The sequence below is a fragment of the Allorhizobium sonneratiae genome, from assembly GCF_023700755.1.
GTDB classification, from domain to species: domain Bacteria; phylum Pseudomonadota; class Alphaproteobacteria; order Rhizobiales; family Rhizobiaceae; genus Allorhizobium; species Allorhizobium sonneratiae.
In genome coordinates, this window is record NZ_JAMKOJ010000005.1 from 159,138 (window position 1) to 184,149 (window position 25,012).

The window sequence follows — 25,012 nt, forward strand, 5'->3', positions numbered from 1 at the left end:
TTCCTCTATGAAGACATCTGAGCCCACCGCCGATTCCGCTGATGCGCGCAATGTTCGCCGCGTCGTTCCCGACATTGTTGCGCTCAAGGCGCTTGCCCATCCGGTGCGGCTACGCATGTTGGGTCTGTTGCGCCTTGAGGGGGCGGCGACGGCAACGCAGCTTGCCGCACGTCTTGGGCTGAACAGTGGAGCGACCAGCTATCATCTGCGGCAATTGGCCCGGCATGGGTTTATTGAAGAGCAGCCCGGTCCGTCACGGCGGGATCGTTTCTGGCGGGCTGTGCATGAGGTAACGGAAATTTTCCCTGTGGAGGGCGATGACAATCCCGAGGCGCTGGAGGCGGGCTTTGCTTTCACCCAGGCGGCGTTGACCTTGCAGGTCGATCTCATGCAGCGGTCTGTCGAAGAATTGGCAGACCTGCCGCCTGCATGGCGACAGGCCTCTACAGCGAGCGACTTTACGATTCCGATGACACCCGAGCAGGCGACGGTGCTGACGAAACGGATTGAAGAGGTCCTTTTTGAGGCGATGCGCTCAGCCCCGCCCTTGGGCGAGCCGCTGCCGCCGGGCATGGCCGCTTTTTCCATTCTGTTGCACGCTTTTCCCTATCCAGGACGTCTCGCGCATGCCGAGGATGAGGAGCCGCTATGAAACGACACCATCGGCCCTTTTTTGCCCTGACGGCAGCGGAGCTTTTGTCCATCTCCGGTACGCGCCTTTCAGCCCTTGCCATTCCCTGGCTGGTGCTGAGTGTAACCGGAAGTCCCGTCTGGACCGGCCTTGCCGGACTTGTGGAAATGCTGCCCTATGTTCTGGCCAAGGCGCTGGCCGGGCCATTGATCGACCGGATGGGCGCACGGCGGATTGCCCTTGTCTGTGATGGCATGTCTGCTTTTGCTGCGGCAATGATACCGGTTCTGCAGTTGTTTCATCTCTTGACGATGGCGTCGCTTTTGCCGGTTGTCTTCATTCTGGGCTGTTTTCGTGGTCCCTCGGATGCGGCGAAGCAGGCGATGGTGCCGGATGTGGCCGAACAAGGTGGCCTGCCGCTCGAACGGGTGACAGGCGTTATCGCCTCTGTTGAACGGCTGGCTTCAACGTTTGGCGCTGCCGTGGCGGGCGCGCTCATTGCCGCATTCGGTCCCGGTCCTGCCCTTTTCGTCAATGCTGTGACGTTTTTGCTCGCTCTTCTCATTGTCAGCACGTTTATTCCAGTCGTCTCACGCAATACTGTGCTGCCGCCAGAGAAGCGTGCGGCTTACCTTGGTGCGTTTCGCGAAGGCTGGCGCTTCTTGCGCGGCGATGTGGTCCTGCGGGCAACCGTTCTCATGGTTGCCATGACCAATCTTCTCGATCAGGCATTTCAGGCCGTTCTCTTGCCCGTCTGGATCAGGCAGTCGGGATATGGACCGGAGATGATGGGCGCAATGCTTGCCTTTTTCATGGGAGCCTCACTGCTGGGCGCTGCCATGGCCGCGGTGATGGGGGAGAAAATGCCCCGGCTTGCGGTCTATACGGTGGCGTTCCTGCTTGCGGGCTTGCCGCGTTTTCTGATTTTTGCCGTGAATGCTCCCGTCCTGGCACTCTATGCCGTGTTGGGGATCAGCGGGTTTGCGTCAGGTTTTCTCAATCCGATTCTGGCTGCCATCCTGTTCGAGCGGATTCCAAAAAGGCTGCTCGGGCGTGTTACCTCCCTGAACGCGGCCCTCTGCTGGTCGCTCATTCCCTTCGGCGGTCTTGTCGGCGGCCTTCTCACGGACGGGGTCGGTGTTGATGCGGCCCTGTTTGTCGTCGGTCTGGTTTATCTTGCCGTCACCCTGTCGCCACTTTTCTTGCGGGGATTTCGCGAGATTGAGCGGCGGCCCGCGCCGTGATGCGTCACGCCAGCCCGCCGACAAAGGCGCTGGTGTCCTTGTTTCTGACCAGCGCCAGGCGCACCGCGCCGCGACAGCCGCGGGCTCGGCAGATGCTTTCGCGCTCGATTTCGTCGAGATAGAGAAAGCCGCGTTCGGGCGCGCGCAGAATAATTTCCGGCGTCAGGTAGTGAACATGGCCGCATTGCGTGCAGGTCAGCTCCAGTTTTTGATCGGGGTCGAGATCGCGGACCTGAATATTGGTTTTCCAACTCATGACACTCACCAGAAATCTTCAGCGGATGGGATGCGGGTATAGGAAATCTTGCCGCCGACATGGCCGCCGGCCGGGGGCGACCAAGGCCCGAGACTGACGGTGGTGCGGCTGTAGCGGGCATTCAGCGTGTCGATGGCGGCATTGGCCTGCTCCCATTTGCGGCGGGTGTGGTCGTCATCGACCAGCATGTCGAGTTGACGTTGTGAGGCATAGGAAAGATCGACCAGCGTGACGCCGACGCGAAAGACGGTTTCGGCCCCAAGGTCACGCTCGGCCTCGGCCCAGAGTGTGGCCAGTCCCGCCAGCACCGCAGCGTCGTCATGCACGACGGGCAGGCTGAGCTTGCGGCTCCACGATCCCTCGCGGATCGACAGCCAGAGGCAGACGCCGGAACAGTAATAGCCGGCACGTCGCAAACGCCGCGCCGCCTTGATCATCAACAATCGGGCAATCTCATAGGCTTTCGGCAGGCTGCGGCTTTCCGGCGGCAGAACGCGGCCATGGCCAAAGGCGCCGCGCTCTGCTTCCGGAGCCTGAATGTCATAGCCATGCAGCGCATACCACAGCCGTTCGCCGGTGACGTTGCCCCAGATCTTGCGCATCTGTTTGGGCTGCAACGCCAGAAGATCGCGTGTGTCATAAACGCCGATCTTCATCAGGTGGTGGTAGAGATTGCGGCCGACGCCGGGAATGTCGTCCAGCTTTATCTCCAGAAGCGGCCCGGGCATGATCTCCGGCGGCCAGATCGCCAGACCATTGCCATAGGTCGTGCCCTGCTTTTTTCCGGCCTTGCAGGCAATCTTCGCCAGTTGCCGGTTGGCCGCCATGCCGATGGAGGCGGTGATGAAGGGGCCGATAGTGCGGGCCAGACGCTCTTTCAACCGCGCCGCCAGCACTTGCGGATCGCGCCGCTGGCCCTCATCCAGACGGCAGGTCAGTTCATCGATGGATTTCACCGCATCGATCGGCAGCACCGCCTCGATTTCCGCCAGAAGCGTATTATGCGCCCGCCGGTAAAGATCCGGCTTTTGCGGCACGAGGATCAGATCGGGACAGACGGCGCGGGCTTCCCGGATGCCCATGACATTTTTCACGCCCATCGCCTTGGCTTCCCGGCTGCAGGCAATCACCGCCGTTCTGTCGGTTCCGGCAAAGGGCACCACGCCAATAGGCCGCCCACGCAGCGATGGATCGGCCTGCTGTTCGACGCTGGCGAAGAAGCCGTCGAAATCCAGATAAAGCCGCTCGATCGTCTCGGGCTTTCGCATGGCAAAAGACTCCTGTGGCGCGGTTAACGCGCGAAATTCAATAGAGTTTCAAAGAAGGTATAAGTCCCTTTGTTCTTTATTTGTTCTATTTTTGATCGAGAGTCAATTGGGAATGTGACAGAGTTTGCATAAAGCCACAGAAAGAGACGAATGATCTTTTTGTATGCAGAACACCCATCCTGATTGGGTTTTGACCCTACAGCGCCGTGCGTTTTATAAAAGGCACTGCGCTGTCGTGCCCGGTCGTTCGAAAAGCCTCAGCAATGTTCAGGCGCACGATGTGTGTCAAGCTGAGGTCTGTAACCGCATCCTTTGAGAAAAAAAGACGCCGCTTTGCAGGCGTGGTTTTCCAGCTGTTCACGCACCGGCGTCAGATCGGCGTGGAACAGCGAGGACACCATGATCGGCAGCAGGACGATATCGATGAAGCGGCGCGTGGTTTCTACCAGATTACCCGGTGCAAAGGCAGGCAGACAGCGGATGGCATCAGACTCGGCAATGTCCGACACCAGCTTCATCATGGTTGCTGTGCCATGTTCGCGCATGGCGTAGTGAATGGTCGTCGCCAGTTCTGGATGGCGTGTGGCCTCGGCGATAACGCTGCGCATGAGGCCGATTTTTTCTTCGCTGACAGCATTCTGCAGGATCATGAGAGCAATGGCCTGAAATCGCTTTTCGATATCGCCATCGCCGCAGGAGGGAATGTTTTCTGTGGTTTTTTGCGACCAGCGCAAAACCACTTCGCGAAACAGCGTTTCCTTGCCGGTAAAGCGGGCATAGATGCTGGGCTTTCCAGCGCGGGCCACTTCCGCGATCTCATCAATGCTGGCCCCCTCATAGCCGCGGGCGATGAAGACCTTGAGGGCGGCGTTGACAATCCTGTCCTCAACCTCTCCCGCCATCTCGCGCGGAGGTCTGCCGCGTCGCGGCGTAAGCGTCTTCGACGCCGTCTCCTTCCGCTTACTGGTATCCATGCTCAAGCCTATCCTCACTCTTTCGTTATTGCCGATTCTTTTTATCCCTGTCTCTTGACTAACACCAAGACTGGCTCTACGTCAATGTAAAATGAAACGTTTCATTTCATTTGTTGCAGGATAGGAGAGGTAGATCATGAATGCGCCTCAGGAGCGGAATTCGGCGAAGCTGATTGTGCTCGACGCTAAAGCCGGTGAGACCGACAGAAAAAAAGACAACCAGCCTGTGGAGGCGCGTGCCGATCAGCAGGAAGAGACATCCAAGGCCGATGATGGCGAGCGCCATGGTCAGAAAGGCAGCGCGTCGGCAGAGGGGCAGAAGCTGACCGGTTCCAGCGGCTCCCGGCGCAAGCGCCGGCTTCTCATCGGTGTCAGTGCGCTGGCGGTGATTGGTGTTGCCGCCTATATCTATTGGGATAACAGCGCCCATTATGAAAGCACTGACGATGCTTTCGTCGCAGCCCGGCAATTTGCCATCACATCGCGGGTGGCTGGCAATATCACATCGGTTGCCGTCACCGACAACCAGCATGTCATGGCTGGCGACGTGATTGCCCGCATCGATGATCGCGATTATCAGACATCGCTCGATGAGGCAGAGGCGCAGGTCGAACAGGCCAAGGCCAGCCTTGCGAATACAAAGGCGCAAAAAACCGTTCAGCAGGCGACGGTGGAAGAGCAGAAAGCCCAGGTCGAACAGGCCAAGGCCAATCTGGTCTTTGCCCAGCAGCAATATGACCGCTACGAAACCCTGATGAAAAACGGTTCCGGCACCATCCAGAACGCACAGCAATATACGGCAGAGCTCCATCAGGATCAGGCAGCCCTGACCACCGATCAGGCTTCGCTGATCGCTGCCCAGCGCCAACTGGACGCCTATCAGTTCCAGATCGCCAGCGCCGAAGCGACTGTGAAGCAGGATGAAGCTCAGCTGGAGCAGGCAAAGCTCAATCTCTCCTATACGACGATCACCGCGCCGCAGCCCGGTCGCGTCGTGCAGCTTTCTGCCGGTAACGGCCAATATGTGCAGGCTGGCACCAATCTTTCCATGTTCGTGCCGGACAAGCTGTGGATTACAGCCAATTTCAAGGAAACGCAGCTGAACCACATGCGCCCGGGGCAGCCGGTGACCGTGACTTTCGATGCCTATCCAGGCCGTGAAATTCATGGCCATGTCGCCAGTATCCAGCCCGGCTCCGGAACGGCCTTTTCACTTCTTCCGGCTGAAAACGCCACCGGCAATTACGTCAAGATCGTGCAGCGCGTGCCGGTCAAGATCACCCTTGATGATGTGCCCGAGGATGTGACGCTCGGGCCTGGCATGTCGGTGGAACCGACGGTGCGGGTTGATCCCAGCCCCTCGATTTATGAACGTCTGAGGAACGTGCTATGACCAGCGCTGCGGCCTCATCTCGTCCGGCCGTCAACCCCTGGATCATTGCTGTGGTCGTGGCGCTGGCCAGTTTCATGGAAGTGCTGGACACGACGATTGCCAATGTCGCCCTGAATTATATTTCGGGCGGCCTTGGCGTCGGTCAGGATGAGGCCTCCTGGGTGGTGACGACCTATCTCGTCGCCAATGCCGTTATTGTGACGGCAACAAGCTATATGGTGCAGCGTGTTGGCCGCAAGCGGTTCTTTCTCGGCTGTCTTGCGCTGTTTACCATCAGTTCGGTCATGTGCGGGCTGACACCCAATCTGCAATTCCTGCTGTTTGCCCGCATTCTGCAGGGTATTGGCGGTGGCGGCATGGTGCCGGTGGCACAGTCGATTCTCGCAGACAGTTTTCCGCCGGAAAAGCGCAGTCAAGGCTTTGCCCTTTTCGGAGTAGCGGTCGTGGTGGCACCGGTGGTCGGACCGACCCTTGGCGGCTGGTTGTCCGACAATCTGTCCTGGCACTGGTGTTTTCTGATCAATGCGCCGGTGGGCGCGCTGACGTTGCTTGCCGTCTCTCTGCTGATCCATGAGCCGGAAGGCAGCCGCGAGGAGCGTGAACGGCAGCTGAAAAAGACTGGCGGCTTTGACTGGATCGGTTTTGGTCTGGTCGCGACCTTTCTCGGCATGCTGGAACTGGTGCTCGACCGCGGCCTTGATGACGACTGGTTCGGCTCCAGCTTCATCCGTATTGCCGCAGTGATTTGTGCGCTTGCCTTTATCCTGACCATTCCCTGGGAGCTCAAACACAAGAACCCGGCCGTTGATGTGCGCATGCTGGCCACGCGGCAGTTTGGCGCCTGTTTTCTGGTGATGATGGCAACCGGCGCCCTGCTTCTGGCAACGACCCAGTATTTGCCGCAGCTGGTTCAGGAAAATCTCGGCTATACCGCCACCTGGGCGGGGCTGTTGCTGTCGCCGGGCGGCGTGGTCACCATGTCGATGATGTTTGTCGTCGGGGCGATCTCTTCAAAGATCCAGCCGAAATATCTGATTGCAGCGGGTGCGGCTTTTGTGGCGCTGGCGATGTATCTCATCACCAAAACCTATGCCGATACTGGCTTCTGGTATCTGGCCAAGGCCCGTATGGTGCAGGGGATCGGTCTGCCGCTGATTTTCCTGCCGATCACCTCTGCGTCTTATGACGGTCTGCCGCCGAGCAAGACAGATCAGGCCTCGGCTCTGCTCAATGCCGCGCGCAATACCGGCGGGTCTATTGGTGTATCATTGATTTCCAACATCATTACCCATCATGAGCAGACCCACCAGAGTCGGCTGATCGAGCATGTCATCCCTTCCGGGCAGGCCTATCAGCAGACCATGAGCCAGATGACCCAGTATTTCATGGGGCAGGGCAGCTCGCAGATCACCGCCCAACAGCAGGCACTGGCCTGGATCAACGAACAGGTGCAAAGTCAGGCGTCATTCCTCTCCTATATCGATGCGTTCTGGGTGCTGACGATCATTTCGCTCTGCGCCATTCCGCTGGCCTTGACGCTGCGCAATGTCAAGCTGGGCGGCAAGGTGTCCATGGGGCACTGAATATAAATCCGGCAAGCAGCATCTGCTTGCCGGATCGCTTCACTGCTGGCGCCACTCCTCATCTGGAACGATGAGTGACGGCCTTCTGCCGTCCAGTCGGAAGAAAGAAGAAGAGCCATGATCATGGTTTCAGGCGAAATAGCGCCGACGCGGCGGAATGGCCTGGGCGCTCGCAACAGCCGGCACCGTTTGCAGCACGCGTTTGGCTGGCAGGATGGCAATCACTTCCGTTCCTTCGCGCAGCTTGGATTTCAGTTTGAATTCGCCGCCGTGCTTGGCAAGGATCGCCTGCACGATGGGCAGGCCAAGGCCGGTGCCCTGCTCGGCGCTCTTGATGGCAATCGATCCCTGGCCAAAGGCCGACAGCACCACGGGAATTTCCTCTTCGGCAATGCCCGGACCATTGTCGCGGATGGCGATATACTGGCCGCCCCCCGCCGTCCATCCTGCCTTGACGGTGAGTTCGCCACCTTGCGGGGTGAATTTCACCGCATTGGACAGAAGATTGAGCACCACCTGCCGCATGGCCTTTTCATCGGCCCAGACCGGCGGCAGATTGGCCTCGTAATATTGGTTGATCTTGATATCCTTCGATTTTGCCCGAAGCTGCACCATGCCAACGCAATCTTCGGCAATATCCGTCAACAGCATCGAGTCTTCGGTGAGGTCGTATTTGCCAGCTTCGATGCGCGACAGGTCGAGAATTTCATTGATCAGATTGAGCAGATGCTGGCCCGAGCGGTGGATATCGGCGGAATATTCCTTGTAAAGCGGATTGTTGAGCGGCCCCAGCACCTCATGCGCCATCACCTCGGAAAAGCCGAGAATGGCGTTGAGCGGCGTGCGCAATTCATGCGACATCGAGGCAAGAAAGCGCGACTTGGCCATATTCGCCTCTTCGGCACGACGGCGCGCTTCGTCGGACAGGGATTTGGCCACCTCAAGCTCGGCGATCAGGTCATCCTTTTCGCTCTGGAACGACATCAGCTTGAGATTGGAAAGATAAAGACGTCCGTTGATATAGATGAAAAACAGCAGGCAGACGGCAAACAGGCCGGACAGGGCAATGTCTTCGACACGGCGGCTGACGAGAGCCTGCCCGGCCAGCGCGACAAGTGCCGGCAAAAAGGCATAGACGACCGCCTGACGCAAAAGAATGCTGGTCATGGCGGTGACGCAAAGGGCGACCAGCAGAATGGCGCCCTTCATCAGCATCAGGGTCGGAAAGACGGAGCTGGAGACCGGCTGGGCGGCAAATATGGCCCAGCATCCGCCCATGGCCAGTTGACCGGCCAGAAGGGCAAGACGCCAGAATTCCGGTTTTTGCGCGCTATCCAGCCTGCGTTCGGCTTTACGCAGCAAAATCAGGTTCAGCCCATGCACGATCAGGGTCATCAGTGCCCAGAACAGATAGGTCGGGTTATGCGAGACATAAACGCTGGTCACCGCGTCCAGCACAATCACGGCGGGAATGATCGCTGCGCCATGCAGATTGGAATGGATATGCATGGCCAGCAGGTCGCGCTCGAAAACGCCTGGGCCGCCATGACCGGATTGCAGCCTTTCGCGGGTCGCGCGCAAGGCTTTGGCCGCCGCCTGGCGACGATGGCGACGCGACAGGTCCAGAATATTCTTGTCTGTCGTACTGGAGTGGCGTTGACCCATGGTATGGTTGCATTTCGTCCGATGATGGACGGAGCCTAGCAAGAAAATCTTAAGAGTTACTTTCTGGAAAGGATTTATTTGCCATTCTCGAACACCACCTGTTATCGAAAAGGGCCAAAATGTGACAGGACAGCGCCGGATATGGAGCATAATGGCTGGTCTGGCCGCTGCAGGGCTGCTGATCGGGCTTGTATGCCTGTGGTTTTTCTGGAAGGAACGATCTCAGGTCTTCGAGGGGCCCTTCATCGTTGTCGATGGTGAAACCTTGCTGTCTGGCGGCCAGCGTTTGCATCTGAGCGGTATCGATGCACCCGAAATCGGCCAACGCTGCCGCGACGGTGAGGGCAGGCCGCGGCTGTGCGGGGCTGAGGCCCGGTCCGGTCTTGCCGCCCGCATGGCAGTCAGCGACGCCCGCTGCACAGGCACGGGCGCGCGCGATGAACTGGGCCGTCTTTACGTCAGTTGCACTGCCGCCGGTCAGGATGTCGCTGCCGATATGGTCCGCGCCGGTCTGGTGCTCAATGCCTCCGGCTATGACCAGCAGGAAAAAGAGGCACAGGCGAAGAAGCTCGGCCTCTGGTCCGGCAGTTTCGACCGGCCGGAAGACTGGCGCAAGCGCCATCCGCGTGCACAGATTTTCATGAACAGGAACGAACCGTGAGCCTGAAGAGCCCGCTTGATGTTCTGACGACGGAGATTGCCGCCTGCCATCTGTGCCGGGATAAAACAGAAACACCTTTGCCGCATGCGCCAAGGCCGGTTGTGGTCCTGTCTTCCACGGCAAAAATTCTGATCGCAGGACAGGCACCGGGCAAAAGGGTGCATGAAACCGGTCTTGCCTTCAACGATGCCTCGGGCGACCGTCTGCGCGACTGGCTGGGCGTGGATCGGGCCAGGTTTTACGATCCCGGCCGCTTTGCCATTCTGCCCATGGGTTTCTGCTTTCCCGGCTATGACGCCAAGGGCCATGACCTGCCGCCAAGGCGGGAATGCGCGCCGCACTGGCGAGGACGCGCTCTTGCGGTCATGCCGCAGATAAGGCTGGTCGTTCTGGTGGGCGCTTACGCTCAGACATGGCATCTTGGCAGGGCCAGACAGAAAACCATGACGGACACGGTGAAGCATTTCCGGGATTATGAGGGGTCGGAGGACGAGGTGGCTTTCATCCCCTTGCCGCATCCAAGCTGGCGCAATAGCGGCTGGCTGAAACGCAATCCCTGGTTTGAGGCGGAATTGCTGCCGCATCTGAAAAAGAAAGTGGATCATTTTGCTCCATGAAAGCATTTTGCTTTCGCGAAGCAAAAATTGCGCTATACCGGAAAAAAATTCCGAAGAGGTGCGCGCATGGATCGACTCGACCGAAAAATTCTTCGCATTCTGCAGGAGGATTCGACGCTGGCCGTTGCCGATCTGGCCAAGAAAGTCGGGCTTTCCACCACGCCATGCTGGCGGCGCATCCAGAAGATGGAAGAGGATGGGGTGATCAAGCGTCGGGTGGCGCTGCTCGATCCTGCGAAGATCAACACCAAGGTGACGGTGTTTGTCTCAATTCGAACCAACAGCCATTCGATCGAATGGTTGAAGCGTTTTTCCGAGGTGGTGGCGGAATTTCCCGAAGTGGTGGAGTTCTACCGCATGAGCGGCGATGTCGACTATCTCTTGCGCGTCGTCGTGCCTGATATTGCCGCCTATGATGCTTTCTACAAGCGGATGATCGCCAAGATCGAAATCCGCGATGTCTCCTCGGCCTTTGCCATGGAGCAGATCAAATATACGACCGAACTGCCGCTCGATTATATGGTGCTCGACAGCCAGAAATCCGGCGAGGAATAAGCTTCTCGTTGTATTGCCATCCCCCGGCTGGAAAGCCGGGGGATGGTTGACGAAAATCACTTTTCCAGGCGGGCGAGAAGGGCAGACGTGTCCCAGCGATTGCCGCCCATTTTCTGAACTTCCGCATAGAATTGATCGACCAGCGCCGTGACCGGCAGGGTTGCGCCATTGGCTTTGGCTTCGTTGAGGACGATGCCGAGATCCTTGCGCATCCAGTCCACGGCAAAGCCGAAATCATAGCGGCCTTCATTCATGGTCTTGTGGCGATTTTCCATCTGCCAGGAGCCGGCGGCACCCTTTGAAATCACCTCAACGACCTTTTCGATGTCGAGCCCGGCCTTTTTGCCGAAATGCACCGCTTCAGAAAGGCCCTGCACCACCCCGGCAATGCAGATCTGGTTGACCATCTTGGTCAACTGGCCGGAGCCGGCAGGCCCCATCAGGCCGATCATCCGGGCAAAGGCGTCGATCACCGGCCGCGCCGTGTCAAAGGTCGCCTGATCGCCGCCGCACATCACCGTGAGCACGCCGTTTTCCGCACCGGCCTGACCGCCCGAGACCGGAGCATCGATGAAACCGCAGCCTTTGTCTTTCGCGGCCTGATAAAGCTCGCGCGCCACATCGGCGGAGGCCGTGGTGTTGTCGATCAGGATCGCCCCCGGTTTCATCGCGGCCAGAACGCCCTCCGGTCCGGTGGTCACGGCACGCAGATCGTCATCATTGCCAACGCAGGTGAAGACGAAATCGGCGTCCTTCGCGGCTTCTGCCGGTGTCTTGCCCAGCGCGCCGCCATGTTGGGCGACCCATTGTTCCGCCTTGGCCGTTGTGCGGTTATAAACGGTGACGTCATGCCCGCCCTTGGCCTTCAGATGTCCCGCCATGGGATAGCCCATGACCCCCAACCCGATGAATGCAACCTTGGCCATCTGAGATGCTCCTTCTTTTCTGTCGTGGTAAGGGTTAAAGCAGCTTGATCGACAGTGCAATCATGATCACCCCGATGATGAGATCCAGCACCCGCCATGCGACAGGTCTGGCAAAGACAGGGGCTAAAAGCCGAGCGCCATAGCCGAGGGCAAAGAAAAACGCGAAAGAGGCTGTGATCGAGCCGAGGCCGAAGATGAAGCGATTTTCGCCGTAATGGGTGGAAACCGAACCCAAAAGCACGACCGTATCGAGATAGACATGTGGATTGAGCCAGGTGAAGGCAAGGCAGGTGGCCAGCGTTTTCGTCAGACTGCCCGCCTCACGCGCGGCCGGATCGAGCCCGGACGTGGCCTTATAGGCTGCCCACAGGCTTTTCAGCCCATAAACGAACAGAAAAGCCGCGCCGGCAAGCGTCATGACCAGTTCAAGCTTCGGCAGGGCTGTCACCAGCGCGCCAAAACCGCTAATCCCCGCCATGACCAGAACGGCATCGGACAGCGCGCAGACAAGACAGACGGCAAAGACATGATGTCGCTGAAGCCCTTGACGCAGCACAAAGGCATTCTGCGCACCAATGGCGACAATCAGGCTGAGGCCAAGGAAAAGACCGGGGAGGAATGCAGACAATGGCGCCTCTGGCTAAGTGGATTGGAATGCGACAGGCGCAACTTATGGGATGGCTATATCACTCGGATTGCCGGAAACTTCATAATAGAGGCTATGGCCGTCACTGACGGCCAGATAGCCGTCATCATCGGCTGTGAGCGGCGGATAAAGAGCGTCGTCCATCGCCGCCGCTTTCCTGTCTCAGTCCTTCAGCCGGGCAATCACCAGATGGCCGGGTGAGGGTTCGCCATCCTGCATCCGCACATTGATACTGCTCAGGTCCACGATCTCGAAGCCGGTGGCGGTCAGACGCTCGCGGACATAGCTTTCAGCATGGACGAAACGCTGATGCGGGCCGACCTTGTAGGGGGTATCCTCGCCCATGGTTTCCGAGGAGAAGACGAAAAGCCCGCCGGGAAGCAGATTTTCCGCGGCCCCGAAAAACAGCGGCTCCAGCGCGCCGAGATAGGGCAGGACATCGGTCGCGGTGATCAGGTCGAAGGGCTCATCGTCATTGTCTTCGAGAAAATCCTCGACTTCGGCGACGTAAAGCGTCTCGTAGAGGTCTTTCTCATGGGCGATTTCGACCATGTTTTCCGAAAGATCAATGCCGGTGATATCCTCGACCATATCGCGCAGCGCGCCGCCGGTCAGCCCCGTGCCGCAGCCGAGATCGAGCATCCGCTTGAACGGCCCAAGCTCCAGCGCTTGAAGCCTTTGGCGCACCATGACCGGCACGGCATAGCCGAGCTGTTCGACCAGAATATCCTCGAAACTCTCGGCATGCTGGTCGAACAGGGTTTCGACATAGGCATCCGGTGCTTTCGGCGGGGTTTCGCCGCGCCCGAGCGAGGCCATGCGAACAGCCGCACCGCCATGATCCTCAGGATCGATGGCAAGAACCTCTTCATAGGCCTTCACGGCGGCGTCGATATCGCCGGCTTTTTCCAGTGCCAGCGCCCGGTTATAGGCTTCCGCCAGCTTTTCCTCGTCGATCTTCGCCATGGATACGCCTCTTTGCTCAAGCACTTTGCTTTTTCCTGAGGCTCTACCGGCTTCATGGCGCTTTGGCAATCAGTGGAGGATGAATTCCCCCTTCAGCGCCCGCCATTCATTGGCGGCGATCAGCTTGCGGTGCACATAGCGCACCGAATGCAGCGGTCCCTCCAGCTTTTCCTGCCAGAATTTCAGAAAACCGCGCATCTCGGGAAAATCCGGGGCCAGATCGTAATTCTGCCAGATATAGGTCTGCAACAGGCTGGGATGATCGGGCATGCGGTACAGAATTTGGGCCGTGGTCATACCATAACCCTTCAGCATCATTTCCATCTCGGAATTCATATGGCTACCTCTTCGCTATTCCCACTCTTTTATGCATCCTGCCAGGCGGCGGGGCGTTCGGGATAGCGGAAGAAAACAGCAACCACCGCTTCCCTCAGGTTGAATAACCCTTGTTCAGCATGGTTCCATTGATGGCTTAAGCGAGGCTTAACAAAACTGTCATATTCAAAAAAATCTGATGAATATCAGTTTGTTAGCAGTGTTCTTCGAAGAGTGCTGCCAGAGATTTTTATGGTGCATCACATTGCCCGAAAACCGCTTCACACTGATCGGTCTGATGCTTTACCGCTTCAGATGCCGGGTCAGCCGTTTTTCGATCGCGGCCCAGCTATGGCGCAGTGCCTCGACGATGGCGAGATAGAAAATCGCCGCCCAGAGATAGGTCTGGTAATCGAAGGTGCGGGAAAAGGCGTAACGGGTCTCGCCCATCAGATCGAAGACGGTGATGATCGAAACGACGGCAGAGCCCTTGACCATCAGGATGATTTCATTGCCGTAAGGCCGCAGCGCCACGATCAGCGCCTGCGGCAGGATGATCTTGCGGAAGGTGACAGTTTTGGACAGTGCCAGCGCTGTTGCCGCCTCGCGCTGGCCCTTGGCGACGCTCAAAATGGCGCCGCGCAGGATTTCCGCCTGATAGGCCGAGGTGTTGAGGCTGAGCGCCAGCAGCCCGCAATACCAGGCCTCACGGAAGAACCACCAAAGGTCAATGGATTGCAGAAAGGGGCGGAATTCGCCAATGCCGTAATAGATCAGGAAGACCTGCGCCAGAAGCGGTGTTCCCCGGAAGATATAGACATAGATATAGGACAAGATATTGGCGACACGGTTGTTGGCCATGCGCCCAAGGCAGACAGGAAGCGATAAAAGCGCACCGCAGCAGATGGAAACGCTGACCAGTGCAATCGTGGTCCAAAGCCCGGAGAGAAAACGCGGGCCATATTTGACGAATTTATCCTGTTCCCAGTTCAGGACCATCATCGAAATGAGGCCAATGCCAAGCAACGCCCAGAGCGTCAGCAGCGCATAGCCGGTGATGCGCGAGGCTGTCAGCCGCTGCGGACCAGCAGGCGGGGCAGGGCGGGGCGGAATGAGATCGCTGGCAATCGTCATCATCTGGCTCCGGCGCGTTTGGTGCGGCGATCAATTACGCCGATAGCAATGGAAGATAAAACGGCGAGCACCAGATAAAGCGCACAGGCCAGAAGATAAAACTGAAATGCCTCCCGCGTCACCCGCGCGGCGATGCTGGTCTGACGGATGATGTCGGAAAGGCCGATGACCGAGACCAGCGCCGTATCCTTCAGAAGATTCATCCACAGATTGACCAGGCCCGGAAGTGCAATCCGGATCAATTGCGGCAGGATGACGAGAAGCATGGTTTTCGTCCCCGAAAGGCCGATGGCATGGCCCGCTTCATATTGCCCTTGCGGAATGGCCTTGAAGGCCGATTGCAGCACCTCCGAACAATAGGAGGAAAACACCACGGAAAGCGCGATCATGCCGGCAAAAAACGCATCAATCTCGATGCGATCGTGAAAACCGATGGCAGAAAGAGCCGATTGAACCGCAATTTGCAGGCCGTAATAGATGATGAACAGGGTAAGAAGTTCCGGCAGACCACGAAAGATCGTGGTGTAGATACCGGCGGCGCGCTGCAGCATGCGATCTTTGCTTTGAGCGGCCAGAGCCACCAGAAAACCGATGATCAGGCCGACCGGCAGCGTCGCGATCGCCAGCGTCATCGTCACCTTGAAGCCGGAAGCAATCGGACCGCCCCAGCCGGTGTCGCTGCAGGAAAGTCTTGTGCCCTGCGCAAAAAGCCGGAAAACGCCGACAGGCCCGCAAAATGGATCAAAAAGCGTCGCAACGTCTGTCCACGCGACACTGATTGCGGAAAACAATCCGCTCATTCAGCCCTATCCCCTTGCGGTCTTGTGCCGCATTTGCCTTGCAGAAGAATGGTGTGAGACCAAAACTGCTGCCCACCATTCCATAAAGTTCCGGAGCGCTGAACACTCCGGAACAATGTCTTTATCCCTTTATGAGGCAAGCAGGATGAAAATCAATTGCCGCCGTAAACGTCGAAGTCGAAATACTTGGCGTTGATCTTCTGATAGGTGCCATTGGCGCGGATGGCGGCAATGGCCTTGGTAAAGCGGTCGGCCAGCGCCTGATCGTCCTTGCGCACGGCAATGCCTGCACCTTCGCCGTTGATGGCAACATCGATCGGCAGTGCGGTCATGATCTTGCAGCAAGAGCCAGCATCGCTCTTAACCCATTGGGTCAAAACGACAATATCGTCTACAACGGCATCCAGGCGACCGTTCGAGAGGTCCAGCTTGTATTCATCCGCGGTCGGGTAAAGCTTTTCTGTCGAATCGGGGAAGTGCTTTTCCACATAATTAGCGTGGGTGGTGGAGGCCTGGGCGCCGATGGTCTTGCCCTTCAGATCGGCAATCGACTTGATTGGCGAATCCTTCGGCACGGCAACGGCAGGCGGGGTGTTGTAATATTTCTTCGAGAAGGCGACCTTTTCCTTGCGCTCCGGCGTGATCGACATGGATGCGATGATCGCGTCGAATTTTTTTGCCTGAAGAGCAGGAATCATGCCATCCCAGTCATTGGTCACGAAGGTGCAGGTCACTTTCATTTCGTCGCAGAGTGCTTTGCCGATATCGATATCGAAGCCGACAAGCGTGCCGTCTGGCTTCAATTCGTTGAAGGGCGGATAAGCACCTTCCGTGCCGATGACGATTTTTTCCTGTGCCATGGCATTGCCGCAAATCAGTGAAAAGACGGCAATCGATGCAGCGGCCAGAGTGCGAATGGACATAGACATGAGATCCTCTCTGTTGGTTGCCAAAAGAGCCTTTGCCTTCGGCAGCTGTTCCGGCGTTGTTTTCCTATGACCGGAACAATCCTTGAGATTGCGCGTTTTTATGGTGATTGCAACCATCAATGTGGCCTTCTCCGCCAATTCCCCAATGAATATGTCATTCACGCACGGTTCAGTGTCCCGGCATCATCGTCGAGGTGCTGTTTAATTGTGTCCGGAATCGGGTGATACGGTTCATGCAGGGCCGCTGCAGTTTGAAGTGAATAAGAATGAGGCACAGCCTCTCCAGTGAGGAAAAATTCATGGCAGGATATAGCAAGCTTTCTGCTGCTCTTTTGCTGGCAATGGCCGGTTTTGCCGCGCCGTCAGCCTTTGCGTCTCAATCCGCAACGGTTTCGGTCCTTCGCTCCGGAACAGCGCTGGATGGTTTCGGAGCGCCTTCTGTGCCTTCATCAGGGGTCGAGGTGGCGCAGGCCGGTCCGACGCCGGAAGAACTGCTGAAGCGCAAACAGGAAGAGCAGAAAAACCATCAGGAGCAGAAGAGGCCGCCGGAGCCGCCGCGCCCTGAGCCGCAGCAGCATCATGAGGCGCCCGCCCATGCGCCGGAGCCACCCAGAGCCGAGGAACATAAACCCGCCCCGCCGCCAGCGCCGCCCCGGGCACCGGAGCCGCCGCGCCCGCAGGCGCCACAGCATCACGAACAGCCTGCGGCTATGCCACCGAAAGCGCCCGAGCCACCCAAAGCCGAGGAGCGCAAACCTGCTGCTCAGCCGCATATGGACATGAAAGCGCCGCCAGCAGCGCCACCGGCTGAGCATAAGCCACAAGCGCAGGAGCCGCGTCCCGAGCCACCAAAGGCCGAAGAGCATAAGCCAGCACAGCCTGCGCCACAGCCACCGCGCGCCGAGCCGCCACGCCCGGAACCCGGTAAAGCTGCGCCCGAACCGCAAAAGCCAGTACCGGGCAAGGCAGAAGGCAGGCCCGCTCCTGCAGAGCCGCCGCATGCGCAGCCGGGTGAACCGAAACCTGCACCGCAACAACCGGGAAACATCCGGCCTGCCGCCCCGCCGCCGGGTGCACCAGCTCTGCAGAGGGATCAGACACGCCCGGATCAGCGCAAACCGGACGGGCGACCTGCAGAGCAGGGCCGTCCGCCTCTCCCGCCGCAACCTGCGCCGCCGCAACCTGCACCCGTGCCGCCAGTCAATAACCGGGCGCCGTCTGCTCCGGCGCCAGCTCCGGGCAATGGTCAACCGCCTGCCGTTCCGGCACCTCCCGGACCCGGCGATGCCGCCCACGGCAATAACCGTCCAACGCTGCTGCCGCCGCTGGATGCGACCCGTCGTCAGCCGCCGCCAGCGCCTGGTGGCAAGCCCGGCCCTCAGCCCAATCCTCAGGCTGTTGACCAGATCATGCGTCCGCCGCTGCCGCCGCAGCAGCAGAATTTCACCCCGCAGGAACTGCAGCGGCTTAAAGCACTGGCGGATAAGCCGCAACAGACCGATCAGACCATTATTCTACCGGTCGAAAACGGTGCACCCGTGCTGGACAGCGACAAGGATGCGCATTGGCGGCGGGGGATGAGCGATGACGAATTGCGTCGTCTTCGCCGTCAGGCCTATGGTCAGGGAGCCTATCAGGTACCGTCTTCCGATCAGGCTGCCCAGCGCGATTTCTGGCAGGATATGCCACGCCGCGATATGGTGATCGTGCCGATCGACAGGGATCATGGCCGTCGTATCGATCAGCCGCCGCAGTTCGATTATCCACGCGATGTCCGCGTCGAGCGCAGTTTCGACGATGACCGCCGTGTGATGGATTATGGCGGCCAGATCGTTATTCGCGGCGATGATACCCAGCGTTTTGCCCAGTTTGGCAGACCGCCGATCTATGAAGAGGTTGGCAATGGCCGGGTGCGTACGACTGTGATCATGGACAATGGCGACCGTATCGTCACCCTGCGCAATCGCTATGGCCAGCTCATACAGCGCTCGCGGATTGATCGGCAGGGTCGGGAATATGTGCTGTTTTTCTCGCCGGACCTTTTTTACGCCAATGACAGCCAGCCGGTCACCTATCGCGATCCGGGCGCGGAACTGCCGCCTATGCGGCTGATGGTACCGCTCAACCAGTATATCGTCGATGTCAGCAGTCAGGAAAATGTGAATTATTACAACTTCCTCGACGAACCGCCGGTCGAGCCGGTCGAGCGGGTCTATACTATTGATGAGGTGCGAAATTCCGCCCGTATCCGCGACAAGATGCGCCGGATCGATCTCGATACGATCACCTTTGCCACCGGAAGCTGGGATATCAGCATGAACCAGGCCGGAACGCTGAAGCGGGTCGCCGACGCGATCAATCGCATCCTGCATGATGATCCAAGCGAAACCTTCATGATTGAAGGCCATACCGATGCGGTCGGTTCGCCGGAATCCAATCTGGTGCTTTCCGATCGGCGGGCTGAGGCGGTGGCCAATGTGCTGACCCAGGTTTACGGCATTCCGCCGGAAAACATGGTGACACAGGGCTATGGCGAGCAGTTCCTGAAGGTCTTGACCTACGGTCCTTCGCAGGAAAACCGCCGCGTCACCATCCGCCGGATCACGCCGCTGGTGCGCCCGCTGGAAACGAGTGAGCAGCAATAAGATACCGTATTTATGCAACAGGAAGCCCCCGGTCTGACGGATCAGACCGGGGGCTTTGTCTTGGGGCGATGTCAGGCGGCGGAGACGTAATCCGTCTTGCCCTGTCCTGAAGTCATCTGGGCAGGCTGATAGATCGTGTTCTTGCCATAGCCACGCTTTTCAGGGCCGAGCTTTGCCGCTTCCGAGCCCGGCTCACGGATCCATTTGCGCCGGTTAAGCTTGAAGCGTTGCACCAGATGTTCCAGTTCGGCTGCGCCGCCTGCCAGCACCTCGGCAATGGCGCTCATGCCACTGACCATGCCGGCATTCTGCTGGGTCATCTGGTCGAGTGAATTGACGGCGGAATTGATTTCGGCAAGGCTTGTCGATTGTTCTGAAGCAGCTGTCGCGATTGCTTCGACATTCTGATCGATCGACTGAAAAAAGGTTTCGATCTGCTGCAAAGCGCCACCTGTTTCGCCGACAAGGCGAACGCCTTCCTTGACCTCTTTGCTGGAATTGGCGATCAGACCGGAAATTTCCTTGGCTGCCTTGGCAGAGCGCTGGGCAAGCTCACGCACTTCCTGCGCGACAACGGCAAATCCTTTGCCCGCTTCACCCGCGCGCGCGGCTTCGACACCGGCATTCAGCGCCAGAAGATTGGTCTGAAAGGCAATCTCATCGATCACGCCGATAATGCTGGAAATTTCCCGGGAGGCCGCCTCAATGCGGTCCATGGCCGCGACTGTGGAGGTGACGACGGCGACCGATTGCGTTGCAGCCGAGCGTGCATCACGCACCAGCGTACGGGTCGCCGATGTGCGCCCGGTCGATTCGCGTACGGTCACGGTGATCTGTTCCAGGGCAGCAGATGCCTCCTCCAGTGCTGCGGCCTGCTGTTCCGAGCGCTGGGATACGCCGGAAACGGTATCGTTCATCTCGGCGCTTTTTGTCGATAAGGTTGCCGTCTGCGACAACACTTCTTCGAGTGTTTGTTGAAACTTGGCGAGCGATTCGTTGAAATCGTGTCGCAAATGCTCAAATTCAGGGACGAACGGATTGTCGATAGTAATGCGGATATTGCAATCCGAGAGGCGTTCCAGACCGGCACCGATCTCCTGAAGGGCGCGCACACGGCCCGAAACGTCGGTGGCAAATTTGACGACCTTGATCACCTTGCCATCCTCATCGAAGATCGGATTATAGGTCGCCTGAATATAAATCGCATTGCCATCTTTTTTGATGCGTTTGAATTCATCGTTGAAAAATTCCCCGGCAGCCAGTCTCGGCCAGAATTTTGCATATTCGGCTGACTTTACGAAATCGGCATCGCAAAACATGCGATGATGTTTGCCGACGATCTCATCCAGCGTGTAGCCGAGAGCGTCGAGGAAATTCTTGTTGGCGGTGAGAATCTGACCGTCCGGGGTGAATTCGATGATTGCCTGCGCGCGCGACAGGGCATCGATCTTGCCTTTTGTGTCCAGAGCTTCACGTTTGCCTGCGGTGATATCCGTTGCGATCTTGACGACCTTGACAACCTTGCCGCCCTGGATCACCGGATTATAGGAGGCTTCGATCCAGATCGGTTCACCGTCTTTCTTGATCCGCTTATATTGGCGCTGATCGAACTCGCCCTTGGCCAGTTTCTTCCAAAACTCGGCATAAGCCGGAGATGCAACGTCTTCCGGCGGCACAAAAATACGATGATGCTTGCCGATGATGTCCTCGGGCCGATAGCCGAGCGCCTTGCAGAAATTCTCGTTGGCTTCAATGATGGTGCCATCCGGCTTGAAGGAAATGATCGCCTGTGAACGGCTGAGGGCTTTCAAAACCGCGGCGTTTTCACCAAAAAGAGACGTCAGCATATCTATTTTTCCTCCGCAGGGATGGAGGACAAGCTTTGTCGAAAAAAATTAAATTAGGATTATTGAAATAACGAAAGGTGGCTCTATCTACCTCAGATTTACAATTTTCTGGTCAGATATTGCGCGAGGGCAAACCAATGATGCTTATAATGAAATCGGCAATTGCCATGGTGTCGTCAAGGTCGAACACCGGCAGGTCTGACGTCACCGCGTGATCGGCGGCGATGGCAAGAATATAGGGATCGGTCGGCGCAAGCGGTTCCCGGTTTTTCGCGTCCAGCCGCCTTGTTTCGATTTTCGGGATCTGTTCGCGTTTATAGCCTTCGACGAGAACCAGATCGCAAGGTGCAAGGCGGGCGAGAATCTCATCCAGATGGGGTTCGCTTTCGCCGCGCAACTCATGCAATATGGCATAGCGTCCTGCCGCAACAATGGCGACCTCTGCGGCACCGCCATCGCGATGGCGAAAACTGTCTGTGCCGGGCTTGTCGATGTCAAAATCGTGGTGGGCGTGTTTGATGGTGGAAATGCGATAGCCGCGCTCCGTCAATTCGCCCACCAGCCGCACCGTCAGTCCGGTCTTGCCGGAATTTTTCCAGCCGGAAATGCCAAAAACCCGCGGTCTGGTCATGGATATAGCGCTTTCATCGCATCTTCTGCCTTTTGCCTGTCTTCTGGCGTGTTGATATTGAAAAAAGGATCGCGCGGGCCATTCTTTGTCTCGACATCAGGGAAGATGACGTTCTGCACCGAGCATCTTTCGAGAAACACCATCAGCTTGCGGTTTTCCGGCTTGTCCAGCCAGTTCTCAATCTCGGCCTGAAGTGAAAGCGGCCAGAGCCCGATGACCGGATGTACCCGCCCGCCGGATGCGGCCAGAACCACGCTGTCCACGCTGTCCACGCCCCGTTTCAGCCTCTCAGCAAGATTGGCCGGCAAAAAAGGCGTATCGACAGGGGCAATCAGCACATGGCTGGCGCCGGGCTTCATCTGTCTGGCAAACCCCATGGCGGCGGCAATCCCCGCCAGCGGTCCGACAAAACCCGGAATCTGGTCGGCAATGACGGGCAGGGTGGTGACAAGCTGGGGATCGTTGCTGTTAACCCCCAGCAAGGCCACCTGTGGCAGCAAGATATCGGCAACATGCTGCAGGAGGCTGCGCCCGCAAAGCAGCGTCATCGCCTTGCTCTGTCCCATGCGGCGCGATAGCCCGCCCGCCAGAATGACGCCGGGACTCTTCATCGCTCAGCCGCCCGTCACACTCATATGCCGCGGTACGGCAGGCCGGTTTGTTGTTCGGTCGATGATGAAGTCGTGTCCCTTCGGCTTGCGCCCGATGGCCTCATCGATGGCGGCGGACAAAAGCGCATCATCCGGGCTCGCTCGAAGGGCGGCGCGCAGATCCGCCGCATCGTTTTGCCCCAGGCACATGTAAAGCGTGCCGGTGCAGGTGAGCCGCACGCGATTGCAGCTCTCACAGAAATTATGGGTGAGCGGTGTGATGAAGCCGAGTTGGCCGCCTGTTTCGCGCACCTTCATATAGCGGGCCGGACCGCCGGTTCTGTGATCGATATCCTCAAGCGTGAACTGCTGCGCAAGCTTTTGACGTAAGAGGGAAAGCGGCAGATAGCGGTCGGTTCGGTCCTCGTCGATCTCGCCCATCGGCATGGTTTCAATCAGGGTCAGATCCATATCGCGCGCATGGGCAAAGCGGATCATCTCCGCGATTTCATCCTCGTTGATGCCTTTCAACGCCACAGCATTGAGCTTGATGCGGATGCCCGCCGCCTGCGCTGCCTTGATGCCATCCAGCACGGGTTGAAGCTCGCCCCAGCGGGTGATCTGGCGGAATTTGTCCGCCTCAAGCGTGTCGAGCGAGACATTGATGCGTTTCACCCCGCAATCGGCAAGCTCCGCCGCATAGCGGCCAAGCTGCGAGCCATTGGTGGTCAGCGTCAATTCGTCGAGCGCACCGGATTTAAGGTGGCGTGACAGCGAACGGATGAGATGCAGGATATTCTTGCGCACCAGCGGCTCGCCGCCGGTCAGGCGCAATTTGCGCACGCCTTTGGCAATGAAGGCGCTGGAGAGGCGATCCAGTTCCTCCAGCGTCAAAAGATCCTTCTTCGGCAGGAAGGTCATGTTTTCCGCCATGCAATAGGTGCAGCGAAAATCGCAGCGATCCGTCACCGACACCCTGAGATAGGTGACGGCGCGACCGAAGGGATCGATCATGGAGGCGTTTTCCGCCTGAAGCGGTGCGGCTCTGCCCTGAGAGCCGGAGGGGTAATCCACGCATTCCTCCCGGTATCGCGCCTGTATTTTTCACATCTGTCAGATATGGCTTGCAACCCAGATTTGGCAAGCCCTTGCCGTGGCGTCAAGGGCAATGATAGATCAGGCGCAAATGATGATGAAAGGATCCATGATGACCGATCAACCCTGGCCGAGCGAATTGAAGGTGTCGAAGGATCGGCGCAGCCTGACGGTTGTCTTCGACAATGGCGAAAGCGTTGTGCTGCCTGCCGAAATGCTCAGGGTTCTGTCGCCCTCCGCCGAGGTGCAGGGTCATGGTCCGGGGCAGAAGGTGACGGTACCGGGAAAACGCAATGTCACCATTGCCAATATGGTCGCCACCGGCAATTACGCTGTGCGGATTGCCTTTTCCGATGGCCATGACAGCGGCATTTTCACCTGGACCTATCTTTATGAACTGGGCCACAAGGGGCTGGAAAAATTTGCCGAATACGAGGCAGAACTGGCCGCCAAGGGCCTGAGCCGCGATTGATATGAAGCGGGCGGCAGTGATGCCGCCCGAATGCATTCTCAGTAGATCACCACCGAGCGGATGCTTTCACCCGAATGCATCAGCTCGAACCCCTTGTTGATGTCTTCAAGCGGCATGGTATGCGTGATCATCGGGTCGATTTCGATCTTGCCGTCCATGTACCAGTCGACAATTTTCGGCACGTCGGTGCGCCCGCGCGCGCCACCAAAGGCGGTACCCATCCAGGTGCGGCCGGTGACGAGCTGGAAGGGGCGGGTGGAGATTTCCTGCCCCGCACCGGCAACGCCGATGACGACGGATTTGCCCCAGCCGCGATGCGAGGCTTCCAGCGCCTGACGCATGACGCGGGTATTGCCGGTGCAATCGAAGGTGTAATCCGCGCCGCCGATCTGGTCAGCCCCGCGCTTGGTCATGTTGACGAGATAGGGTACGAGATCCTCGCCCACTTCTGACGGGTTGACGAAATGGGTCATGCCGAAGCGCTCGCCCCATTCCTTCTTGGAATTGTTGAGATCGACGCCGATGATCATGTCGGCGCCTGCAAGCCTCAGGCCCTGAATGACATTGAGGCCGATGCCGCCAAGACCGAAGACGATTGCCGTTGCGCCCACTTCCACCTTGGCGGTGTTGATCACGGCGCCAATGCCGGTCGTCACACCGCAGCCGATATAGCAGATCTTGTCGAAGGGCGCGTCCGGATTAACCTTGGCCACGGCAATTTCCGGCAGGACCGTATAGTTGGCGAAGGTGGAGCAGCCCATATAGTGATGGATCTTATCCTTGCCGATGGAAAAGCGGCTGGTGCCGTCCGGCATCAGCCCCTGACCCTGGGTGGAGCGGATGGCGGTGCACAGATTGGTCTTGCGTGAAAGACAGGAGGGGCATTCCCGGCATTCCGGCGTATAAAGCGGAATGACATGATCGCCCTTCTTCACCGAGGTCACACCGGGGCCGACATCGACGACAATCCCCGCACCCTCGTGGCCGAGAATGGCAGGAAACAACCCTTCCGGATCGGCACCCGAAAGCGTGAAATCGTCGGTATGGCAAAGGCCTGTAGCCTTTACTTCAACCAGAACTTCACCGGCACGCGGACCTTCCAGCTGCACAGTCATGATTTCGAGCGGTTTGCCAGCCTGGGTGGCGACGGCGGCGCGGACATCCATGGG

At 58.2% G+C, this 25,012-nt stretch carries 25 protein-coding genes; 9 read left to right on the forward strand and 16 right to left on the reverse strand.

The window, feature by feature from the left end; all coding sequences use genetic code 11:
* The first annotated feature begins 7 nt into the window (after positions 1 to 7).
* Together NAC44_RS11295 and NAC44_RS11300 are read left to right on the forward strand one after the other, a co-directional pair.
* A complete protein-coding gene (locus NAC44_RS11295) occupies positions 8 to 652 on the forward strand; it encodes a winged helix-turn-helix domain-containing protein (RefSeq protein ID WP_250940830.1) in 645 nt (214 codons plus the stop codon).
* On the forward strand, positions 649 to 1,875 hold the full coding sequence (locus tag NAC44_RS11300) for an MFS transporter (RefSeq protein WP_250940831.1): 1,227 nt from the start codon (positions 649 to 651) through the stop codon (positions 1,873 to 1,875). The genes NAC44_RS11295 and NAC44_RS11300 overlap by 4 nt, the downstream gene beginning before the upstream one ends.
* A gap of 4 nt (positions 1,876 to 1,879) precedes the next feature.
* On the opposite strand, the gene NAC44_RS11305 is transcribed toward NAC44_RS11300, so the two are convergent.
* The 3 genes from NAC44_RS11305 to NAC44_RS11315 form a co-directional block, all read right to left on the reverse strand.
* Positions 1,880 to 2,131: a hypothetical protein gene (locus tag NAC44_RS11305; protein ID WP_250940833.1), complete on the reverse strand. Its 252-nt coding sequence runs from the start codon at positions 2,129 to 2,131 to the stop codon at positions 1,880 to 1,882.
* A gap of 5 nt (positions 2,132 to 2,136) precedes the next feature.
* Positions 2,137 to 3,399, reverse strand: a complete 1,263-nt coding sequence (locus NAC44_RS11310) for a Y-family DNA polymerase (RefSeq protein WP_250940835.1) — start codon at positions 3,397 to 3,399, stop codon at positions 2,137 to 2,139.
* A 257-nt stretch (positions 3,400 to 3,656) separates the two neighbouring features.
* Positions 3,657 to 4,373: a TetR/AcrR family transcriptional regulator gene (locus NAC44_RS11315; RefSeq protein ID WP_250940837.1), complete on the reverse strand. Its 717-nt coding sequence runs from the start codon at positions 4,371 to 4,373 to the stop codon at positions 3,657 to 3,659.
* 136 nt (positions 4,374 to 4,509) lie between these two features.
* Between NAC44_RS11315 and NAC44_RS11320 the strand changes: the two genes are divergently transcribed.
* Together NAC44_RS11320 and NAC44_RS11325 are read left to right on the forward strand one after the other, a co-directional pair.
* The gene (locus tag NAC44_RS11320) at positions 4,510 to 5,766 is read left to right on the forward strand and encodes an HlyD family secretion protein (protein ID WP_250940838.1); all 1,257 of its coding nucleotides are present in this window, start codon (positions 4,510 to 4,512) and stop codon (positions 5,764 to 5,766) included.
* Positions 5,763 to 7,349 (forward strand): DHA2 family efflux MFS transporter permease subunit, encoded by a 1,587-nt coding sequence (locus NAC44_RS11325; protein WP_250940839.1) that lies wholly within the window; start codon positions 5,763 to 5,765, stop codon positions 7,347 to 7,349. The genes NAC44_RS11320 and NAC44_RS11325 overlap by 4 nt, the downstream gene beginning before the upstream one ends.
* A gap of 129 nt (positions 7,350 to 7,478) precedes the next feature.
* Here NAC44_RS11325 and NAC44_RS11330 read toward each other — a convergent pair whose 3' ends face one another.
* Positions 7,479 to 9,014 (reverse strand): sensor histidine kinase, encoded by a 1,536-nt coding sequence (locus tag NAC44_RS11330; RefSeq protein ID WP_250940840.1) that lies wholly within the window; start codon positions 9,012 to 9,014, stop codon positions 7,479 to 7,481.
* Positions 9,015 to 9,165: 151 nt separating this feature from the next.
* Between NAC44_RS11330 and NAC44_RS11335 the strand changes: the two genes are divergently transcribed.
* The 3 genes from NAC44_RS11335 (at position 9,166) to NAC44_RS11345 (ending at position 10,847) form a co-directional block, all read left to right on the forward strand.
* Positions 9,166 to 9,675, forward strand: coding sequence for a thermonuclease family protein (locus NAC44_RS11335; RefSeq protein WP_250940841.1), 510 nt, complete (start codon positions 9,166 to 9,168; stop codon positions 9,673 to 9,675).
* A complete protein-coding gene (locus tag NAC44_RS11340; RefSeq protein WP_250940842.1) occupies positions 9,672 to 10,292 on the forward strand; it encodes a uracil-DNA glycosylase family protein in 621 nt (206 codons plus the stop codon). Before NAC44_RS11335 ends, NAC44_RS11340 begins: the two co-directional genes overlap by 4 nt.
* 66 nt (positions 10,293 to 10,358) lie before the next feature.
* Positions 10,359 to 10,847, forward strand: a complete 489-nt coding sequence (locus tag NAC44_RS11345) for an Lrp/AsnC family transcriptional regulator (protein WP_250940843.1) — start codon at positions 10,359 to 10,361, stop codon at positions 10,845 to 10,847.
* A 56-nt stretch (positions 10,848 to 10,903) separates the two neighbouring features.
* On the opposite strand, the gene NAC44_RS11350 is transcribed toward NAC44_RS11345, so the two are convergent.
* The 7 genes from NAC44_RS11350 to NAC44_RS11380 all read right to left on the reverse strand — a co-directional run bounded on the left by NAC44_RS11350 (position 10,904) and on the right by NAC44_RS11380 (position 16,563).
* Positions 10,904 to 11,773 carry an NAD(P)-dependent oxidoreductase gene (locus NAC44_RS11350; protein ID WP_250940844.1) on the reverse strand — a complete coding sequence of 290 codons (870 nt, stop codon included), beginning with the start codon at positions 11,771 to 11,773 and terminating at the stop codon, positions 10,904 to 10,906.
* 34 nt (positions 11,774 to 11,807) lie between these two features.
* Positions 11,808 to 12,401, reverse strand: a complete 594-nt coding sequence (locus NAC44_RS11355) for a LysE/ArgO family amino acid transporter (protein ID WP_250940845.1) — start codon at positions 12,399 to 12,401, stop codon at positions 11,808 to 11,810.
* Positions 12,402 to 12,581: 180 nt separating this feature from the next.
* On the reverse strand, positions 12,582 to 13,385 hold the full coding sequence (locus tag NAC44_RS11360; RefSeq protein WP_250940847.1) for a class I SAM-dependent methyltransferase: 804 nt from the start codon (positions 13,383 to 13,385) through the stop codon (positions 12,582 to 12,584).
* Positions 13,386 to 13,454: 69 nt separating this feature from the next.
* Positions 13,455 to 13,721, reverse strand: a complete 267-nt coding sequence (locus NAC44_RS11365) for an usg protein (protein ID WP_250940849.1) — start codon at positions 13,719 to 13,721, stop codon at positions 13,455 to 13,457.
* A gap of 282 nt (positions 13,722 to 14,003) precedes the next feature.
* On the reverse strand, positions 14,004 to 14,834 hold the full coding sequence (locus NAC44_RS11370) for an ABC transporter permease (protein ID WP_250940851.1): 831 nt from the start codon (positions 14,832 to 14,834) through the stop codon (positions 14,004 to 14,006).
* Complete coding sequence (locus NAC44_RS11375) at positions 14,834 to 15,634, reverse strand: ABC transporter permease (protein WP_250940853.1); 801 nt, start codon at positions 15,632 to 15,634, stop codon at positions 14,834 to 14,836. Before NAC44_RS11375 ends, NAC44_RS11370 begins: the two co-directional genes overlap by 1 nt.
* A gap of 152 nt (positions 15,635 to 15,786) precedes the next feature.
* A complete protein-coding gene (locus NAC44_RS11380; protein WP_250940854.1) occupies positions 15,787 to 16,563 on the reverse strand; it encodes an ABC transporter substrate-binding protein in 777 nt (258 codons plus the stop codon).
* 299 nt (positions 16,564 to 16,862) lie between these two features.
* On the opposite strand from NAC44_RS11380, the gene NAC44_RS11385 reads away from it, so the two are divergent.
* The gene (locus NAC44_RS11385) at positions 16,863 to 19,208 is read left to right on the forward strand and encodes an OmpA family protein (RefSeq protein WP_250940856.1); all 2,346 of its coding nucleotides are present in this window, start codon (positions 16,863 to 16,865) and stop codon (positions 19,206 to 19,208) included.
* Between the two features lie 71 nt (positions 19,209 to 19,279).
* Here NAC44_RS11385 and NAC44_RS11390 read toward each other — a convergent pair whose 3' ends face one another.
* The 4 genes from NAC44_RS11390 to moaA form a co-directional block, all read right to left on the reverse strand.
* Positions 19,280 to 21,055 (reverse strand): methyl-accepting chemotaxis protein, encoded by a 1,776-nt coding sequence (locus NAC44_RS11390; protein WP_250940858.1) that lies wholly within the window; start codon positions 21,053 to 21,055, stop codon positions 19,280 to 19,282.
* A gap of 112 nt (positions 21,056 to 21,167) precedes the next feature.
* Entirely contained in the window at positions 21,168 to 21,686 is a 519-nt protein-coding gene (gene mobB, locus NAC44_RS11395) for a molybdopterin-guanine dinucleotide biosynthesis protein B (RefSeq protein WP_250940860.1), read from the reverse strand.
* A complete protein-coding gene (gene mobA, locus NAC44_RS11400; RefSeq protein WP_250940862.1) occupies positions 21,683 to 22,297 on the reverse strand; it encodes a molybdenum cofactor guanylyltransferase MobA in 615 nt (204 codons plus the stop codon). The genes mobB and mobA overlap by 4 nt, the downstream gene beginning before the upstream one ends.
* A 3-nt stretch (positions 22,298 to 22,300) precedes the next feature.
* The gene (gene moaA / locus NAC44_RS11405; RefSeq protein WP_274706872.1) at positions 22,301 to 23,290 is read right to left on the reverse strand and encodes a GTP 3',8-cyclase MoaA; all 990 of its coding nucleotides are present in this window, start codon (positions 23,288 to 23,290) and stop codon (positions 22,301 to 22,303) included.
* Between the two features lie 193 nt (positions 23,291 to 23,483).
* Between moaA and NAC44_RS11410 the strand changes: the two genes are divergently transcribed.
* Complete coding sequence (locus tag NAC44_RS11410) at positions 23,484 to 23,843, forward strand: gamma-butyrobetaine hydroxylase family protein (protein ID WP_250940867.1); 360 nt, start codon at positions 23,484 to 23,486, stop codon at positions 23,841 to 23,843.
* Between the two features lie 38 nt (positions 23,844 to 23,881).
* Here the strand turns inward: NAC44_RS11410 and NAC44_RS11415 are convergent, their stop codons facing one another.
* Positions 23,882 to 25,009 (reverse strand): S-(hydroxymethyl)glutathione dehydrogenase/class III alcohol dehydrogenase, encoded by a 1,128-nt coding sequence (locus tag NAC44_RS11415; protein ID WP_250940868.1) that lies wholly within the window; start codon positions 25,007 to 25,009, stop codon positions 23,882 to 23,884.
* Positions 25,010 to 25,012: the final 3 nt, after the last annotated feature.

Bases quoted from the DNA above. Each gene is read 5' to 3' on its own strand.
- NAC44_RS11295 (WP_250940830.1), top strand. From the start codon at position 8: ATGAAGACATCTGAGCCCACCGCCGATTCCGCTGATGCGCGCAATGTT.
- NAC44_RS11300 (WP_250940831.1), top strand. From the start codon at position 649: ATGAAACGACACCATCGGCCCTTTTTTGCCCTGACGGCAGCGGAGCTT.
- NAC44_RS11305 (WP_250940833.1), bottom strand. From the start codon at position 2,131: ATGAGTTGGAAAACCAATATTCAGGTCCGCGATCTCGACCCCGATCAA.
- NAC44_RS11310 (WP_250940835.1), bottom strand. From the start codon at position 3,399: ATGCGAAAGCCCGAGACGATCGAGCGGCTTTATCTGGATTTCGACGGC.
- NAC44_RS11315 (WP_250940837.1), bottom strand. From the start codon at position 4,373: ATGGATACCAGTAAGCGGAAGGAGACGGCGTCGAAGACGCTTACGCCG.
- NAC44_RS11320 (WP_250940838.1), top strand. From the start codon at position 4,510: ATGAATGCGCCTCAGGAGCGGAATTCGGCGAAGCTGATTGTGCTCGAC.
- NAC44_RS11325 (WP_250940839.1), top strand. From the start codon at position 5,763: ATGACCAGCGCTGCGGCCTCATCTCGTCCGGCCGTCAACCCCTGGATC.
- NAC44_RS11330 (WP_250940840.1), bottom strand. From the start codon at position 9,014: ATGGGTCAACGCCACTCCAGTACGACAGACAAGAATATTCTGGACCTG.
- NAC44_RS11335 (WP_250940841.1), top strand. From the start codon at position 9,166: ATGGCTGGTCTGGCCGCTGCAGGGCTGCTGATCGGGCTTGTATGCCTG.
- NAC44_RS11345 (WP_250940843.1), top strand. From the start codon at position 10,359: ATGGATCGACTCGACCGAAAAATTCTTCGCATTCTGCAGGAGGATTCG.
- NAC44_RS11350 (WP_250940844.1), bottom strand. From the start codon at position 11,773: ATGGCCAAGGTTGCATTCATCGGGTTGGGGGTCATGGGCTATCCCATG.
- NAC44_RS11360 (WP_250940847.1), bottom strand. From the start codon at position 13,385: ATGGCGAAGATCGACGAGGAAAAGCTGGCGGAAGCCTATAACCGGGCG.
- NAC44_RS11365 (WP_250940849.1), bottom strand. From the start codon at position 13,721: ATGAATTCCGAGATGGAAATGATGCTGAAGGGTTATGGTATGACCACG.
- NAC44_RS11370 (WP_250940851.1), bottom strand. From the start codon at position 14,834: ATGACGATTGCCAGCGATCTCATTCCGCCCCGCCCTGCCCCGCCTGCT.
- NAC44_RS11375 (WP_250940853.1), bottom strand. From the start codon at position 15,634: ATGAGCGGATTGTTTTCCGCAATCAGTGTCGCGTGGACAGACGTTGCG.
- NAC44_RS11380 (WP_250940854.1), bottom strand. From the start codon at position 16,563: ATGTCTATGTCCATTCGCACTCTGGCCGCTGCATCGATTGCCGTCTTT.
- NAC44_RS11385 (WP_250940856.1), top strand. From the start codon at position 16,863: ATGGCAGGATATAGCAAGCTTTCTGCTGCTCTTTTGCTGGCAATGGCC.
- NAC44_RS11390 (WP_250940858.1), bottom strand. From the start codon at position 21,055: ATGCTGACGTCTCTTTTTGGTGAAAACGCCGCGGTTTTGAAAGCCCTC.
- mobB (WP_250940860.1), bottom strand. From the start codon at position 21,686: ATGACCAGACCGCGGGTTTTTGGCATTTCCGGCTGGAAAAATTCCGGC.
- mobA (WP_250940862.1), bottom strand. From the start codon at position 22,297: ATGAAGAGTCCCGGCGTCATTCTGGCGGGCGGGCTATCGCGCCGCATG.
- moaA (WP_274706872.1), bottom strand. From the start codon at position 23,290: ATGATCGATCCCTTCGGTCGCGCCGTCACCTATCTCAGGGTGTCGGTG.
- NAC44_RS11410 (WP_250940867.1), top strand. From the start codon at position 23,484: ATGACCGATCAACCCTGGCCGAGCGAATTGAAGGTGTCGAAGGATCGG.
- NAC44_RS11415 (WP_250940868.1), bottom strand. From the start codon at position 25,009: ATGGATGTCCGCGCCGCCGTCGCCACCCAGGCTGGCAAACCGCTCGAA.